Origin of the sequence: Tolumonas osonensis, from assembly GCF_014202415.1 — a bacterium.
Lineage (GTDB): Bacteria > Pseudomonadota > Gammaproteobacteria > Enterobacterales > Aeromonadaceae > Tolumonas > Tolumonas osonensis.
The window spans coordinates 286,755-304,800 of sequence record NZ_JACHGR010000002.1 but is presented as its reverse complement, the minus strand read 5'-3'; the positions used below and the strand labels follow the sequence as shown (position 1 = coordinate 304,800).

Below are 18,046 nucleotides of genomic sequence, written 5' to 3'. Positions count from 1 at the left end.
GCCGGAGATAAGCGTTCTTGTGGGAGGTGGGAGAGGAATAAAGTCTCGTACTCGTCGTAGAGCGTTTCTGGACAAAAATAAGCTAGAAAAAAGCAAACTTATCTAATACCCACTAAAGAAAGTACATTAAGACTTAAAACAACTGTCCTGCCATACCATTCTAGTATCGATTGGTTCTAATTCTCATAGTCCAGTGAGAATCTTCATTTTCGAAGTAAACTTTAGGGTTATCCGCAATTGTACCAAAAGGAAACTCATCACTAGAAGTTATTGATATTTTCTCATTCATATCTGCGTTGCATAAATATAGCTTGTCATTGAAGCTTCGGACATTTAACTGATGGCTTTTAGGCATTATATCTACTAAGACAAAGTCACTAATTTTAGTAAGTTCATCTTCTGTTTTTCCCTCTTGTTCCATAGTAAAGGTGTCTACCCATTTATTTGTTGTTTCATCGCATAAAAATTCAATTTCTAGCGCATTGACTTTAAGTAACGTTAATAATGTGGACTTGTTTAAATTGGTAAGCTTGCCTACCAGTACTTTAGAAATATCAAATGCTGCCACTCGTGATTTCAACCCAGCCAAATAGATTTTCACTGAATCCATATTAGGAACACCTATTTCGCAATAAAGAGCTAATCCCTCCAGTATTTCAGCTTCATAATTTAGCTTTAAATCAAGTAACTTTCTTGTAATTGCATTAATTGCCCAAGGTAGCGTCATCGAAAAATATGAAACACATATATCTTGACCGTTCTCATGAACAGCTATTTCTGATAATGGTATTGCACTAAACCACTTCAATCTCACCTGATTCAACTCTGCTTCTTCAAAATGATGTTTAAAAGTAACTGTGGGCAGTTTTTGAATTAACTCTTCAATACTTTTTGAAAATATTGCCAAATCGTCAGGATTACCTTCGGAATCGTTGTAAATTTTTATGCTATCTTTTATTGGTTCAATGTAATCATCTAATGCTATGGAAGATCTTAATGGAATACCTGACTTAACCATATTCTCCCAGTTTTCATAATCCCCTGCCATGTTGAGAACAGCTTGATTTCTACTCTTAATAAATTTGATAATGTCTTCTTGAGATACGTCACCATCTTCTTTAGCTTGTATATAAGCCAATGAATTTCTGAAAACTGTATCAATCCAATCCGAAGGGGCTTTTAATTCATTTGCTTTGTTTTTGTAGTTTAATGCTAATAATGTGTCATCAAGCCAGTCAAATAATTGTCTAGATATATCTGAGTAATCTTCATCACCAGACTTTAGTTGAGAAAAATCATTGTCAGCAATTAGTTGTAGCAACAAATCAAAATTAACATTACATTCTTTAGATATATTTTTTATATATTTAACTAGAGCTAACAGCCCACTCTTAGCTTGCTCCATTTTTGATGGATCAAAGTATTCACGACAAAAACCAAGATCCCGTTGATAGCTCCAACTAGTCTCGTCAATGCAGTACAAAACTTTGCCTTCGATATCGGTAAATGCTCTTCCCGCTCGCCCAGCAATATTCCAAAAGTCTTTTGAGTCAATTCTTGTTTCGTCTTGATGATTCATAAAAACATCTGCGAAGATCACTGTTGATATGCCGATATTTACTCCTTGACCTAGGCTTGTGGTCGAAACGATAATTTTTACATTTTCTGATCGCATTAATTGCTCAAGCAAAATTCGAACTTCCGTAGGCAATTTTCCGTAATGGCATAGAATTCCGAATCGAGCTAAATTGTATATTTCGCTAACACCTGCTTCATCACATGCGAGCCTAAATGACGCAAAAAGCGCTTCATTTTTATAGTTGTGTAATTCGGGAGTACTCCCCATTGCTTTTAACACTCTATTAGCTGAAGAAACAACATACCTAGCCTGAGCAACGAACATCAAGACAGTCCCAAGTTGCGATAGTTTTAATGCTGTAGCAGCAATACCTTCATTTTTATCATTGGGGAAATATTTAGTTTTTGCTTTGGGTGGTAAGAATTTTTCCACGAAATTTCTGTTAAAGGAGGTTGGTTCTCCAAACCATTCAATTGTTATATTTTTAGAGTGAGTCCATTTAATTACGCCGAATCGCTTGTTTGAAATTTTCTTATCTGTTTCATAAACATTACTACTGTCTTTGGCTATCCATTGAGCAATATCATTTGTATTTGGGAGAACGGCAGAAAGAAGCATAATCTTGCCGTCATTTTTATTAACATGATGCTTTAACTCCTCGATAAATAACTCAATTTTAATTAGTCTTTCTTCTGCTCCAAGTAGGTGCCCCTCATCTATAATCAGTAAGCTAATTTCATTGGCGATATTCTCATCAGCTCTGACTATTGCCTTAGCTTTTTCGGGGGTTGCAATAATTACATTGGAGTTCTCGATTAATGTTTTATCTAGCTTACTATACTGTCCTCCGCCATATAGGAACGTGGTAGAAAATCCCAAAGGCGTGAGCGTTTTCTCCATTGACTCTTCTACCTCATAAGATAACGAACGGAAAGGAGCAAGGTATAGCACTTTAGAAAAAGGTTTATCAATCAAAGCTTCTAAAATAGCGATCTCGGCAATTCTTGTTTTGCCACTACTTGTTGGTAGACTTAAGACAATATCACTTTTATTTTGCATAACCTGTAGTGCATTATATTGAGCAAAGAATAACTCTGTAATTGCCGGTGTTCGCAATGCTAATTGCGCTACATAATTATCGATGATATTACTATCAATTAATTTTGGTAATACATTCCAAAAGGAGTACTGCTTGAATACTCCAAACAATATATTTAACAACCTTGACAACCACCATACAACAGGTTCGTCATCGATAGATGCTAACTCTTTCAAGTCAGTTAGAAATTCTTGACCGAGAGTGAGATATTCTTCTTTACCTGAGTAAATATACTCCAATACTAAATTTAGGGATTTTGATAAAATAACCACATAATACTTGTTATTCTGTTCTAGTTCATCCTCAGATACTTCGTCATATTTATCATTGAACTGAATGCTGTTAATTTCGTGAATGAGTGATTGTAGGTCTTTCTTCAAAAAATTGCTAACTAGCTTAATTAATGGCAAATCTTCTTTAATATTTTTTATGGCTATAAACGATTTTGAATATTGAGTCGCCAAGTAAAATGATAAACTACTGACAACTAAGTAGAAACTACTCTGTTCGTTAAAATCAATATTCGGGGCGTGAATGTAATATATTGCATCTCCAGCTTTCTCAAATGATTGCAGAGCAATATCATTAATTTCATTTTTTTCAGCTATAGCACAACCTATAGACAAATATGCGAAGGCAATGCTATTTATTCTATCTATTAACCCTTCTGTGAAATTTGGAAAATTATTTCTATCTTCTTTGACAGCTAAAAGAATACTCTTTGCATTGGATTGTGCAATCAAGTTTTGAGCAAACTCATCGCTTTCAAGCGTCTCAAAAAGTTCTTGAGCCTTTATAATATCCATATCTATTTCATTACCATTCTTAGAGCCTCGTCAAAGCTATTCTTAACAAGTTCAGAGGGGTTATTTTCACCATACGATACTATTACAAGATTATTATTATTAGAGTTTAAGTTGTTCTCTATGGTCTTATATACAGCAGCTTCACTATGATAAAAACCAACATATGTTACTGGTGTTTTTTTGGAATGGAGGTTTGTGATTAAATTATCTATTTCATTCGCTAAAACATCATCTCCCATTTCTTCTAATCTATCGCTAATAAAAGTCAAAGATATTGGAAGTTTTTCCTTAGATAGTGATTCAACAATATCGTCTAAAGCTTTTTTGCTTTTGATTTCTCGGAACTTTGCCTCTCCCAATATTATTTTATTCTGAATATTTTGTTTTTCAAAAAGTAATAAATCGTCTCCTTTCATGGATTGCTCTACATTTGGATTGTACCTCAACTTATATACAAGGATTTCTAAACCTGATGTTTCTGTGAGGTATTCAGCAAGAATTATTTCTCCTAGGTTACCTTTCTGCGTTGTTGCAGACTTAATAGGAAAAGGAACTCTTCCTTCCATATACTCAGCAAAGCCATGCTTATCTAAGATCAGTTTTTTTCTCTCGATCCTAGCCATACGATTTTCATTTGCATGATGTTTAATTATCCATTGAGATAAATGGTCAACTAAAGTCGATCTGTTAATCCCTTTATTAGTGAGCTTTCTATGTTTTTTATTAGCTGTCGTTGGAGTATCTTCACATTCAAACCAATCGAAGAAAAAGCCCGACTTAGGATGTTCACCTATCAAATTACTTTGGGCTGTTAATTGATTCTTAGCGTTCATAATTCATCCGTATTATTGTGAGTTATACGATGTAATTCACCAATTATCAGAGTAAAATCATTAAGTTTATAAAGGTGATAATTTCATTTGACATCATGATGCCGGATGAAGCTGATTGATAGCAACCGAAAACTACATGTATTTTAGCTTTTTCTGATTTGTGTCAAACTGACATAGCTATCCTCATCTACCGCCAATAACCACGCGTGACATGTATTTATTGTATGACTAGAGAAGAGAATATATGGGTGATAGTTGATGCAAACACACAATGGGGCATTTTCGTGTTAGAAATGGCAGCAAGTTGTTGCTACTTCTGCCATTCCAGTATGCCACTACAAGTATGAAACTTTATTCATCTCCTACCGTTCTGATCACCGAAATGATTAACCGCGTAGTGATTTAACCAGCTCAACGGCTTCTTTCGACAATTGTGTTACGCGTTGCCAGTCCCCTTGTTTCAGTGCATCCGCCGGTAACATCCACGATCCGCCCACTGTTCCCACGCAAGAAAGTGCCAGATACTCATGCACGTTTTTCGGACTGATCCCGCCGGTTGGGCAGAATTTTATTTGTGGCAATGGCGCTGAGATTGCCTTTAATGCCGGTGCACCGCCGTTGGCTTCTGCCGGGAAAAACTTCAGATGGTCATAACCCATACTATATGCCGTCATGATTTCACTCGGCGTGGCAACACCCGGAATTAACGGGACGGTTCGCTGCTTGGCATGTGCCAGTAATTCCGTGGTACAACCCGGTGAAATCACAAATTGTGCGCCAGCTTCAACGGCGGCATCGTATTGTTGCGGATTCAGCACGGTGCCGGCACCGACCAGCGCATCCGGCAATGCTTCCCGAATTGCCTTGATGGCTTGCAGAGCGGCAGGGGTGCGCAGGGTTACTTCATATACGGTGATGCCACCGGCAGCCAGTGCCTGTGTCATCGGTACCGCCTGATTCAAGTCATCGATCACCATAACCGGGACCAGCGGGGAGGCGGCGAAAATCGCGGCCGGAGATAAATTCCAATTCATTCTCTTTCCTTATGATTAATCGGTATTGTCAGCAAACAGCACACAGGCACCTTGTTCGGCGCTGGAGACGTTTTGGCGGAATAATGAAAAATACTCGCGCCCCATTCCTCGGTGTTGGTTATGCAAATCGGGTTTTGCGGTGGCTCGTTGGCTGATATCGGTTAGCACTTCCAGCTTGCCTTCGGTGGCATCCAGCAAAATGCGATCACCGGTTTTCAGATGCGCCAGCGGACCGCCTTTAGCGGCTTCCGGGGTGACATGAATAGCGGCAGGAATTTTCCCGGAAGCACCCGATAACCGCCCATCGGTGACCAATGCGACTTTGTAGCCGGCTTTCTGCACATTGCCGAGGATCGGCATTAACTTGTGCAGCTCCGGCATACCATTCGCGGCCGGGCCGCTAAAGCGCACGACAATGATGGCGTCGCGATTTAATTGACCGGCTTTATAAGCAGTTTCGACGTCGTGTTGTGAATCAAAAATCAGCGCATCCGCTTCCACGATCTGGTGTTCAGGCGCTACCGCACTGACTTTAATGACCGCGCGGCCCAGATTGCCGGAGAGCAGTTTCAGACCGCCGGATACATTAAAGGCCTGATCTTTTGCGGCAATCACATCGGGGTGTTTTGATTCACCCACTTCCTGCCAGTAAAGTTTGCCGTTATCCAAAAATGGCTGGTGGAAATGAGCACTGAAATCACCACTGAATGTTTGTGCATCGGTGTTCAACAGCCCGCGATCAGCCAGTCGTTTCAGCAGTAACGGCACACCGCCAGCCTGATGGAAGGCGTTAATATCCGCCGGACCATTCGGGTAGACCCGGGCCAATAGCGGCACTACGTCGGAAAGATCGCTGAAATCATCCCACGTCAGTAGTAAACCCGCGGCACGGGCCACCGCCACCATATGCAGGGTGTGATTGGTGCTGCCGCCTGAAGCCAGTAGTGCGACCAGTCCGTTAACCAGTGAACGTTCATCCACGATTTGCCAGAGTGGACGATATTGTGAACTGCCAGCCACTTGCGAGGTGATTAAGGATGAGGCTTTTTCCGTCAGTGCCAGCCGCAGTGGATCATCCGGATGGACAAAAGCCGAGCCCGGTAGCATCAGGCCCATGGCTTCAAAGACCAGCTGATTGGTATTGGCTGTACCATAAAAAGTACAGGTGCCATGGCTGTGATAAGCCTGATTCTCCATATTTTGCAGCGCATCACGACCGAGTTTCCCGGCGGCATACTGTTGGCGGATGTTTACTTTTTCTTCGTTGCTGATGCCGGTGCTCATCGGGCCCGCCGGTATAAACGCTGTCGGCAGATGACCAAAGGCCAGTGCCCCCATCAGTTGGCCGGGGGCGATCTTATCGCAGATCCCCAGTAGTAAAGTGGCGTCAAAGGCGTTGTGACTCAATGACACGGCCGTGGCCTGTGCGATGACATCGCGGGAAAACAGCGACAGATCCATCCCCGGCTGCCCCTGGGTGACGCCATCACACATTGCCGGTACACCACCGGCCACTTGTGCGGAGTGGCCTAACGCACTGACCACTGCTTTGATCTGTGCCGGATAGTCGGCATAAGGCTGGTGGGCACTCAGCATGTCATTGTAGGCGGTGATAATCGCAACATTACAACGCGTCATATCCAGCAAAGTGGATTTTTGTGCCTGCGGGCAAGCGGCAACCACGTGCGCCAGATTGCCGCAGGCCAGTTGGGCCCGCGGTCTTCCTTCCATCGCCTGCTGTTGCATCAGCGCGATATATTGCTGACGACTCTGTGCACTACGTTGACGGATCCGCTCCGTTACCTGCCGGATTACAGGATGCATACTTCAGCTCCTTTCAGATAAATATCAGCGTTGACGGGCTTTCGGATTAACACAGTTCACCGAAACATCGTTGTTGAGTGCGGAAATCAGGTTATCGACGGCACAACGCACCATCGCATAACGGGTTTCATGCGTGGCGGAGCCAATATGCGGCAGGGCGACGACATTAGGCAGAGACACAAGCGGTGAATCAGCCGGCAGCGGTTCTTTTTCAAAAACATCCAACCCGGCACCACGGATCACACCTTGCTGTAAGGCTTCAATCAGTGCAGCTTCATCGACAATTTTGCCGCGCGAACCATTGATTAAAAAAGCGCTCGGTTTCATCTTCTGCAGCTGTGTTTTGCCGATAAATTTTTCGGTTTCCGGCAATAGTGGCAGCACCACACAGACAAAATCGGATTGCGCCAGCAGTTCATCCAGCTCACAGCGGCGGGCTTTAAAATCCTGTTCTGCCATCGGGTTTGGGATATCGTTGTAATACAGTACCGACATGCCAAAACCGGCATAGGCGCGCTTGGCAACGGCGTAACCGATGCGACCCATACCAAGAATGCCTATAGTTTTACCGTTCACATCGGTGCCATAACAATCGACGCCGATACTGCGGGTCCAGCGGCCTTCTTTCACCATTTCTGCCATTTCAATGACCCGGCGAGCACTGTTTAACACCAGCGTGAAAATGGTATCGGCGGTGGTTTCAGTCAGTACGCTCGGAGTATGCATCAGGTTGATTTTCCGGCTGGTTAAATCCGGCACATTAAACTGGTCAACACCGACAGAGATGGTCGAGATAGCGCGTAATGCCGGGGCTGCATCCAGATAATCGGCGGTGATGGGGCAACTCGCCCCAATCAATCCTTCAGCGTTACTGAGTGCACCGATAAAATCCGCACGATTGTCATCGGTAATGCCTTCAAAGAAAGCCACATTGAAGTGGCTTTGCAGACGTTCCAGCTGGTCAGCAGGAATTTTTTTGTACAGTACAACATTCGGTTTCATGACGGTTTCCTTTTAGGCAGCCTGAGGCAGCGGCTGAGCACTCTCTTTATCGGCATTCGGTTTAACGATGATGGTTAACAGCACAGAGACAAACAGCGCACTACCCATGAAGATATAAGACGCACCTGGGCCACCGGTCGCACCATTCAGATAACCCACGACCCATGAACCGATGAAGGAACCCAACGCACCCATACTGTTGATCAGCGCCATTGCGCCACCAGCGACATTTTTCGGCAGCATTTCAGGAATGATGGCGAAGAACGGGCCATACGGGGCATACATGGAAGCACCGGCAATCACCAGCAGCGTGTAAGATAACCAGAAATTGTCTGCACCCAGCAGGAAGGAGCCGAGGAAACAGGTCGCGCCGATCAGCAGCATTGGCCACACAAACAGTTTGCGGTTCTGCATGCGATCAGACAGCCAGGACACGGTGATCATCGCGATAGTTGCTGCCAGATAAGGAACAGATGACAACCAGCCGGTTTCAACCATGCCCATATTGGAGGCACCACGGATGATGGATGGCAACCAGAGCACGAAACCATACACACCGATACTCCAGCAGAAATATTGTGCACACAGTAGGATCACATTTTTGGATTTGAACGCTTCGGCATAGTTACGAACCGGTTTGATATTCTTCTGCTCGTTAACCATGATCTCGTCCAGATCATCTTTTTCTTGCTGAGTCAGCCAGCTAACTTGCTGTGGTTTGTCACGCGCGGTCTTCCACCAGTAGAAGGCCCACAGTACAGCAGGGAAACCTTCCAGAATGAACATTTCACGCCAGCCCAGTGCCTGGATCAGATAGCCGGAGAGCACTGACATCCACAGCACGGTGACCGGGTTGCCCAGGATCAGGAAGGTATTGGCCCGTGAACGTTCCGATTTAGTAAACCAGTTACTGATATAAATCAGCATCGCTGGCATGACCGCCGCTTCCACCACCCCGAGCGTGAAGCGAATGATGATCAGCATCGGAATATTACTGACGAGGCCAGTTAATGTGGCGCAGGCACCCCATAACAGCACACACAGGAAAATCAGTTTTCGGACACTGCGCTTTTCAGCGTAAATTGCGCCAGGGATCTGAAAGAAAAAATAACCCAGGAAAAACAGCGAACCAAGCAGGGAGGACATCCCTTTGGTGATGCCCAGGTCTTCGTTAATACCGGCTGCCGCGGCAAAACTGTAATTGGCCCGGTCGAGATAGGCCAGACTGTAGGTAATAAACACAATCGGCATGATGTGCCACCATCTGGATGGGGCAGGGAGCTTAGTAGTCATACTTGTTCCTCTTTAATTCGTTATACAGAAACCGTAGCGGTTTCTTCTGTCATCGTCATCTCTGCAATCAGAGCTTTTCTTGTCGGAAGACCTTCACTATCACCAATTACCTGAATTGCCCGGGCTCCGATAAAGTTACCGCGAGCGACAGCATTTTTTATTGTTTTTCCTTCCAGTAATGCGCTGATAACGCCAACCGCGAAACCATCACCAGCACCTACGGTATCCACCACATTTTTCACGAAGACAGCAGGAACGACGCCTTTTTCGCCCTCTGCTGTTTTGTAATAAGCACCATCTTCACCGGTTTTAATTACGACTGCTTTAACACCACCATCGAGGTAAAAATCGGCAACCGATTCCGGTGTGGTAAAGCCAGTCAGAATGCGGCCTTCTTTCATACCGGGCAGTACCCAGTCAGCGGCAAAAGCCAGTTTGTTCAGCTGCGTCACCATCTCTTTTTCGGAGCGCCACAGCACAGGGCGCAGGTTCGGATCAAAGGAGACCGTTTTACCATGTGCCCGCATCCACTGTGCGGCATAGGCGGATAATTCGTATGACGTTGGTGACAACGCTGCTGCAACACCACTTAAATGCAGATGACGGGCACCGCCGAAATAGGCCTCGTTAAAATCAGCCAGCGAGAGGTGGCTGGCAGCCGATCCTTTGCGGAAATACTCCACTATGGGATCGGTCCCATTTTCGGCTTTGGATTTAAGCTGAAAGCCGGTAGGGTAGGTGTTATCAATGGTCACTGCACGACGATCGACGCTTTCTTTATCCAGTGTATCCAGGATAAACCGGCCAAAAGAGTCATTACCCAGACGGCTGACCCAGCCACATTTCAGTTCCAGACGCGCCAGACCAATGGCGACATTTAATTCTGCACCGGCGGCACGACGAACAAATTGTTCTACGCGATGCAGATCACCGGTTTGGGTGGCCACAAACATCATCATGGCTTCACCAAATGTCACCACATCCAGGTCATCGGTGGTATTGATTGCTTGAGTAGTCATTTATCGTTACACCTCTTTTAATTTAGCCACGTAATAACGGGTCACTTCAGTCAGATCGTCGCCTTCCAGTGGGAATTCGATACCGCGTGGCACGTCGGTTGGCAGCATTGCCAGCAGGTCTTTCCAACTGCCATCGCTGTTATCCAGTGCAATGGCTTTTACTTTGCCCTGATCGGTATGGCTGGCTTTGACATGCACATAAGCAACCTGCGCGGCCAGTGCTCTGGCGGCGACAAAAGCGTCTTCATCCAGCCAGTTCCAGTTCGCCATATCAAAGGTCATGGAAACCGGTAATTTCTGTGAAACTACCATGCCGAAGAACGTGATCAACGGGCTGATGCGACCACCTTCCTGCGTTTGATCGTTTTCAATCAACAACTTAACTGGCTGTGATTTGATCACTGCAGTAATTCCGGACAAATCGGTATCGTTGGTAATTGAGCCTAGTGGCAACTTCAGCGTGCGGGCTTTCAGACGTGCGGCATTTTTCAAATGCAGTGCCAGTCGTTCCAGTTCTGGCTGACCATCGTCTGTCAGCAGCGATTCCGGTACGGAATAAACGGCAAACAGGTTATGCGCGCTGATCTGAGCAGCCAGATCATCCAGCTGGTCGGCTGGTGTTAACAGTTCATGGCGGATCTCAACCCCGTCAGCGCCGCTGGCCTTAATCATCGGCAGCAGGGCAGCTTGTCCACCAAACTGTCTGACGGTATCAGCACCATAAGCCGAGGTGACGATAACGATTTCCTTGCTCATACAAGTCCTTATTAATCAGATAAATAGAGTAAATACCATCTGGGTCTGTTCATCGGCAGAGGATATTTATGGGGAGCTGTTATGCTCGATGAGATGATTATGGGACCGGTCCCATCAAAAGATCCATTTCAGGAATTTAAAAATATGAGACCGGTCACTATTCCATGGCAAAAATAGGTGTTTTTGTTAGTTACTGGTAACAAATGAGCCCGTAAATAAAACATTCCGACTAGATGATTTTGATAAACGTGAACCTTGTGCACGTTTGATCTTGTTTTTGCATGTTTGCGCGTTTTTTATTATGATTCATTCAGGCTGAATAGGCAGAAACGAGAATTTTATGAGTTCCATCGATGTGATCGATTGTTTACCGGAAGAGCGGCAGCGTTCCATTCTGGATTTACTGACGGAACAGGGGCGGGTAGTCGCTTCTGAACTGGCCCGTAAATTCAATACCTCAGAAGATACTATCCGGCGTGATTTACGTGAGCTTGCCGCGGCAGGTTTATGCAAGCGGGTTTATGGTGGAGCATTACCGGTTTCTCCGGCGTCGGGTTCACTGACCGAACGTGCAACAAAAAACCCGGAACGGAAACAGGCTTTAGCTGCGTGTTTAGTCAATCTCATTAAGCCCGAGCAGGTGGTGTTTATTGATGCGGGTTCCACGAATCTGGCGGTAGTTCAGGCATTACCGGACGATTTGAACATCACAGTGGTTACCAATGCACCATCTATTGCCGCGGTATTGGCGGAGCGGGAAAACATTCATCTTGTTCTACTGGGTGGAACAATCAACCGGAACACCGGTGCGGCTCTTGGTGCTCAGACTTTGCGCGATGCCGCCAATATTCGTGCTGATCTCTACATTCTCGGTGTTTGTGCGCTGGATGCAGATATGGGACTGACTGCGTTTGATCTGGAAGATGCCGAATTCAAGCGCCTCGTTGCCTCGCAGGCCAGGTCGGTAGTGACGGCCATAACAAACGATAAATTTGAGACCACTGCACCGTTCCGGATTGCCGGAACCGACATTCTGACTGCACTCGTGGCCGAAGCGGATGCCGATGAACAATTACTGAAATCACTGTGCGGGCCGGATGTTCAGATCCATCGTGCAGTCTGATTATCTGAATTACTCAATGAGACAGAGGATATTTGAGAATTACATTATGAATAAGCATATTGGTAAAACAGTTTTCAACTCAGATCAAATTAAAGAAGGTGTGAGTCAGGTCGCGGATCAACTAAACAAAAAATTCAGTAATGATGATGTCGTTATTATCACGGTTGTACCGGGTGGTATTTTGTTTACTGCTGATTTGGTCAGACAGTTAAAATTTGATGTTTCCATGGATTACATTTCTTGTCCGCATACACCCGGAGAAAAAAACAACACATCAGCAATCATCTATCATCAAAATATAAACATAGCTAACCGGCATGTGGTTTTGGTTGATGATGCCATTGAATCTGGTGGCACCATGAAACGGATCGTTGAATTTTTAGCACAAAATTTCAACGTGAAATCCATTTCGGTTGCGACTCTGTTTGTCAAACCGGGCCGGGTAAATATTCCGGTTGACCAGCACTTCGCCTATGAAATGGAAAACGATGACTTGCTGGTGGGTTACGGATTACCCTGGAATGATAAATATCGGAACATGCCCTTTATATCCAAGCTAATAAAATAATTTCAGCGCGGGCTTAATCGGCTATTTAAAGTCACCAGCAGTAATGTTATTCCGCAAAATCCGGCGCCCGTCAGAAAAGTGGCTGAGGCGCCGAAACTATCCCACAACCAGCCGGCAATCACACTGGCGGCCAGCAGTGCAATGCCACTGGCCAAATTGAAAAAGCCAAAGGCGGTACCGCGCAAATCATCGGGTGCGGTATCGGCAACCAGCGCAGCGAGAATGCCCTGCGTTGCGCCCATATGCAGCCCCCAGAACACGATACCCAGCAGGAGCACGCTCCAGTGTCCATTGATGGCCAGCGCAATGTCTGCGGCAATCAGCATCAGTAAGCCATAACTCAGTAATTTATAACGGCTGATTTGATCGGACAGGTGACCAAACGGATAAGCAGAGAGCGCATACACCATACTCATCAGTACCAATACCAGCGGGATATAGGCAATCGGGATACCACTGTCGTGCGCCCGCAGGATCAGAAATGCCTCGCTGAAACGGGCGAGGGTGAAGATGCTGCCAATGCCGACAACCCACCAGTAGCGGCTGTCCAGACGACGCAGATTGGCCATAATCAGTGGATTGGTCCGTTTATGTGTCGCCGGGGTATCCGGTTCTGAAACACCGAAGATCAATAGCAATACCGATAGCATGCCGGGTATGACCGCTACCCAGAATACGGCCCGGAAATCGTTCGCCCAGAGCAACATCAACCCCACACCCAGCAGGGGGCCCACAAAGGCACCCACGCTATCCAGCGATTGGCGAAGACCGAACGCGGCCCCGCGAACTTCAGGAGGGGTCAGGTCAGCAACCAATGCGTCGCGGGGGGTACCGCGGATGCCTTTTCCGACGCGATCCAATAGACGGGCGGTCAGTACCAGATCAATGCTGCTGGCGAGCGCAAAGACGGGTTTGGTAAAAGCGCCCAGCGCATAGCCTGTTACTGCCAGCCATTTTCGTTTTCCCAGATAGTCGCTCAGCATCCCGGAGAAAATTTTCACGATCAGTGCTGTTGATTGTGCCAGGCCCTCAATAAAGCCGACCATCAGCGCACTGGCACCGAGTGAGGTGACCATGAACAGCGGGAGCAGACTGTGGATCAACTCCGACGAAACATCCATCAGCATGCTGACAAATCCCAGAATCCAGACTGCGGCCGGAATTTTCCGTAACGGAGGATGTTTCATCTCTGATTTCATGATATTTACTTCCTGAAAAACAGACGGGGTGTGAGCTGTTTTTCTGCTTCCATCAGCAGATAAATCAGCAGACAGCTGGCAATAATCATGAGCCAGTCAGACAGGTCGATGGCGGCTGTCCCGAACAGCATGTGCATAAACGGCATATAGGTCAGCGCCAGTTGCATCAGGGTTAACAGGAAAATAGCCAGTAGCGCATAGCCGTTTTCCAACCAGCTGGTCAGCGAAAGCGTCGAGCTCACTAGTGAGCGGCAACTGATCAGATACACCATTTCCGCGCCTACCAGGCAATTTATGGCAACCGTTCTGGCCCGCGCCAGATCAGGCTGCTGGGATGTACTCCAATTATAGAGCACTAATGTCAGCGCCATCAGCAATACGGAGACAAAGGCAATGCGGAACAGCAGAACATTGTTCAATAACGCTTCGTTACTCTGCCGTGGTGAACGCTGCATCAGGTTGGTCGCTGCCTTATCAAACACCAGCGGCAGGGACAGGGTGATGGCGCTGACCATGTTGATCCATAAAATCTGGACCGGCGTGATAGGCAGGGTAATGCCCAGCAGAATGGCGGCGATCATCACCAGTGCCTGGCCACCATTGGTGGGCAGCAGGAATACCAGCGCTTTGCGCAGATTGTCATACACAGTACGCCCTTCGAGCACTGCCGTACGCAGTGTGGCAAAGTTGTCGTCTGCCAGTACCATTTCTGCCGCTTCTTTCGCGGCCTCCGTACCTTTCATGCCCATGGCGACGCCGATATCGGCACGCTTCAGTGCCGGCGCATCATTCACGCCGTCACCGGTCATGGCAACCACCTGCTGATCGGCCTGCAATGCGGCAACGAGTTTGAGTTTGTGCGCCGGTGTTGCGCGGGCAACAATATCCAGCTGTGCCGCTTTCTGCTGCAACTCCGCGTCCGACATGTTTTCCAGTTCCGAACCGGTAATAACCTGCAGCGGTTCACTTAATCCTAACTGGGAACCGATGGCCGCTGCCGTACTGGCATGATCACCGGTGACCATAATGACGCGGATCCCTGCCTGCTGACACTGAGCGATGGCATGGCGAGCCTCTTCGCGCGGTGGATCCATGATGCCAACGAGGCCCAGCAGACTAAACTGATAAGCGGAGAGATCCGGGGAACCGTCCGGATTATCGATCATGGCAATATCCGCGTCCGCTGTGTCGGCTTCCGCCAGCGCAAGTACCCGCTGGCCACGGGCGGCGAAACTGTCAATCGCCTGCTGCCATTCATCCAGATGCAATGGGCGTGAACCGGTTGGCGTCCAGACCCGGGAGCACATACCCAGCACCTTTTCAGGGGCGCCTTTCAGCAGGAGCTGATACAGTGTCGTATTCCCTTCCGGCGCAGGATGCAGGGTCGCCATATAACCGTGGCTTGACTCAAACGGGATCTCCGCCAGACGCGGTGTGGATTGTTGCACTGATGCCGGATCCAGCCCGGCTTTCGCAGCCAGAATCAGTAATGCCCCTTCGGTCGGATCGCCGTGAAGCTGCCAGGGCAACGTTTCCTGATCAAAACGGGCATCATTACAGAGAATGGCAGCAGTCGCTAACCGTTGCAGGGTCTGGTTCTGAGCGTCGGTTGGCAGTTGTTCATCCGACGTAATATCGCCCTCCGGATGATATCCAACACCACTGACCGCCAGTTCACCGGTACTGAGCCGGACCGATTGCGCGCTCATTTCGTTACGGGTCAGCGTGCCGGTTTTATCGGTACAGATGACGGAGACAGAACCCAAGGTTTCCACGGCTGGCAGACGGCGGATGATGGCATTATGACTGGCCATTCGTTGTACCCCGATCGCCAGTGTGATAGTTATCACGGCCGGTAAACCTTCCGGAATGGCGGCTACCGCCAGGCCCACGGCCGCCATAAACAGCTCATCGACCGGGTAGTCGCGCCAGATCCAGCCAAAAAGGAAGGTAAATACGGTCAGTACCAGAATCGCTCTGGTCAGGGTATGTCCCAAATCACCCAGCTGTTTCATCAGGGGGGTGGCCAGGGGTTCGACCGCACGTAGCATGTTGCCGATTTTCCCGATTTCGGTGTTATCTCCGGTACCGATGGTGACACCACGGGCGCGCCCCTGTGTGACCAGCGTGCCGGCATAGAGCATACAAAAACGTTCTGCCAGTGGTGCCTCGGCACTGACCGGATCAGTATTTTTTTGTACGCTGAATGATTCGCCGGTTAACGCACTTTCCTGAACGCCCAGGTTGATGGATTCAATCAGGCGCAGATCGGCCGGAACCCGATCGCCGGATTCCAGTAATACGATATCACCGGGGACTAACTCCTCGGCATCCACCTGCTGGCGGACACCATCCCGCAATACATGGGTATGCACCCGTAACATATTGCGGATCGAGGCCAGCGCCTGTTCGGCCTTGCCTTCCTGAATAAAACCAAAGATGCCGTTGATCACGACGACGGCCAGAATGACGGCGCCGTCTGTCCAGCGCCCTAATATCCAGCTCATTATGGCCGCCACGATCAACACATAAAGCAGCACATTTTTAAATTGCCGGAGAAATTTTTGCCAATTGCTTTCACCTGCCGGCGGAGTCAGGCGGTTGGGACCGTATTGCTGTTGTCGCTGTTTAACTTGTTCGCCGGAAAGGCCATCAGTCTGGGACTGAATATTGATTAAGACGTGTTCAGAAGATTGAGCATGGAAATCAGAAGAAGAGAATGCAGGATCAGTCATCACTCGCTCCATGTTGAGATGTATGCCAGAGAAGTATCCTCCTTAAGCATGGCATATGGGAACCGATTGATAGAAAAAATGACGCTTATTTATCAGTGAATTGCTTTCAGGTGACGTGTATGTGTGTTCAGAATGGGTGCAGAACAGGTAGCAATATAAGGTGATCAGGCAACCCTGATCACCCTGGAAAATCCTCGTGAAACCTACGGATTCACGCAATTTTTTGAGCGATCACCGTTCAGTGCTGCCAGCAGGTTTTCTACCGCCATTTTTGACATTTCATAACGGGTTTCGTGGGTGGCAGAGCCGATATGGGGCAGGGCGACGACATTCGGCAACGACAGCAATTCCGAGCTGACTGGCAGCGGTTCTGTTTCAAACACATCTAACCCGGCACCTTTGATCACGCCTGATTTTAAGGCGTCAACCAGCGCAGCTTCATCTACTGAAGCACCCCGGCCACCGTTAATGAAAAAGGCAGACGGTTTCATTTTTGCCAGCGTTTCACGATTAATTATATGGCGGGTTTCCGGCATGAGCGGCAGTACGTTACAGACAAAATCGGCTTCGGCCAGCACTTCGTCCAGTGAGCAACGACGGGCGTTTAATTGCTGTTCGGCCTCCGGTTTGGCGGAACGGTTGTAATAGATCACGTTCATATCAAAACCGAAATGCGCACGTTTCGCCACGGCATAGCCGATACGTCCCATCCCCAGGATACCGATGGTTTTGCCATGCACATTTGACCCGTACCAGTCAGGCCCTATACTGCCTTGCCATTCACCGTTTTTCACTTTATCTGCCAGTTCGGTGATACGGCGGGCCGCGCAGAGCACCAGCGTAAAAATGGTATCTGCAGTAGTTTCGGTCAGCACACCGGGAGTATGCATCAGCGCAATACTGCGTGCAGACAGTTTTGCCACGTCAAAGTCGTCATAACCGACTGAAATAGTCGAAGCGGCCCGGAGTTTTGGCGCGGCGGCCAGCACTTCATCGGTAAATTTGACACCAACACCGATAACACCTTCTGCCTCAGCTAACGCTTTGATAAAAGCAGCACGGTTATCTGCATTGATGCCATCGAAAAAAGTGACCTGACATTGCTCCTGCAATTTTGCTAACAGGTCATCGGGAATTTTGCGGTAAAGCACGACGTTTGGTTTCATTAATACCTCG

The 18,046-nt window shown here is 47.4% G+C and carries 13 protein-coding genes; 2 read left to right on the top strand and 11 right to left on the bottom strand.

The window, feature by feature from the left end:
• Positions 1-160 precede the first annotated feature (160 nt).
• From HNR75_RS03880 to HNR75_RS03845, 8 genes are all read right to left on the bottom strand, one after another.
• Positions 161-3,484, bottom strand: coding sequence for a DEAD/DEAH box helicase (locus HNR75_RS03880; protein ID WP_188025706.1), 3,324 nt, complete (start codon positions 3,482-3,484; stop codon positions 161-163).
• A 2-nt stretch (positions 3,485-3,486) separates the two neighbouring features.
• A complete protein-coding gene (locus HNR75_RS03875; RefSeq protein WP_188025705.1) occupies positions 3,487-4,317 on the bottom strand; it encodes a Hachiman antiphage defense system protein HamA in 831 nt (276 codons plus the stop codon).
• 386 nt (positions 4,318-4,703) lie between these two features.
• Positions 4,704-5,351, bottom strand: coding sequence for a bifunctional 4-hydroxy-2-oxoglutarate aldolase/2-dehydro-3-deoxy-phosphogluconate aldolase (locus tag HNR75_RS03870; RefSeq protein WP_188025704.1), 648 nt, complete (start codon positions 5,349-5,351; stop codon positions 4,704-4,706).
• Positions 5,352-5,366: 15 nt separating this feature from the next.
• Positions 5,367-7,175 carry a phosphogluconate dehydratase gene (edd, locus tag HNR75_RS03865; RefSeq protein WP_188025703.1) on the bottom strand — a complete coding sequence of 603 codons (1,809 nt, stop codon included), beginning with the start codon at positions 7,173-7,175 and terminating at the stop codon, positions 5,367-5,369.
• Positions 7,176-7,199: 24 nt separating this feature from the next.
• A complete protein-coding gene (locus HNR75_RS03860; RefSeq protein WP_188025702.1) occupies positions 7,200-8,177 on the bottom strand; it encodes an NAD(P)-dependent oxidoreductase in 978 nt (325 codons plus the stop codon).
• A 12-nt stretch (positions 8,178-8,189) separates the two neighbouring features.
• A complete protein-coding gene (locus tag HNR75_RS03855; RefSeq protein WP_188025701.1) occupies positions 8,190-9,470 on the bottom strand; it encodes an MFS transporter in 1,281 nt (426 codons plus the stop codon).
• A 20-nt stretch (positions 9,471-9,490) separates the two neighbouring features.
• Positions 9,491-10,489, bottom strand: coding sequence for a sugar kinase (locus HNR75_RS03850; RefSeq protein ID WP_188025700.1), 999 nt, complete (start codon positions 10,487-10,489; stop codon positions 9,491-9,493).
• Positions 10,490-10,495: 6 nt separating this feature from the next.
• On the bottom strand, positions 10,496-11,245 hold the full coding sequence (locus tag HNR75_RS03845) for a sugar phosphate isomerase/epimerase family protein (RefSeq protein WP_188025699.1): 750 nt from the start codon (positions 11,243-11,245) through the stop codon (positions 10,496-10,498).
• Positions 11,246-11,585: 340 nt separating this feature from the next.
• Between HNR75_RS03845 and HNR75_RS03840 the strand changes: the two genes are divergently transcribed.
• Positions 11,586-12,368, top strand: coding sequence for a DeoR/GlpR family DNA-binding transcription regulator (locus tag HNR75_RS03840; protein ID WP_188025698.1), 783 nt, complete (start codon positions 11,586-11,588; stop codon positions 12,366-12,368).
• 46 nt (positions 12,369-12,414) lie between these two features.
• On the top strand, positions 12,415-12,936 hold the full coding sequence (locus HNR75_RS03835) for a phosphoribosyltransferase (protein ID WP_223157746.1): 522 nt from the start codon (positions 12,415-12,417) through the stop codon (positions 12,934-12,936).
• A gap of 2 nt (positions 12,937-12,938) precedes the next feature.
• Here the strand turns inward: HNR75_RS03835 and HNR75_RS03830 are convergent, their stop codons facing one another.
• The 3 genes from HNR75_RS03830 to HNR75_RS03820 form a co-directional block, all read right to left on the bottom strand.
• A complete protein-coding gene (locus HNR75_RS03830) occupies positions 12,939-14,135 on the bottom strand; it encodes an MFS transporter (RefSeq protein WP_188025697.1) in 1,197 nt (398 codons plus the stop codon).
• 5 nt (positions 14,136-14,140) lie between these two features.
• A complete protein-coding gene (locus HNR75_RS03825) occupies positions 14,141-16,870 on the bottom strand; it encodes a cation-translocating P-type ATPase (protein WP_188025696.1) in 2,730 nt (909 codons plus the stop codon).
• A 203-nt stretch (positions 16,871-17,073) separates the two neighbouring features.
• Positions 17,074-18,036 (bottom strand): NAD(P)-dependent oxidoreductase, encoded by a 963-nt coding sequence (locus HNR75_RS03820; protein ID WP_188025695.1) that lies wholly within the window; start codon positions 18,034-18,036, stop codon positions 17,074-17,076.
• Positions 18,037-18,046 lie beyond the last annotated feature (10 nt).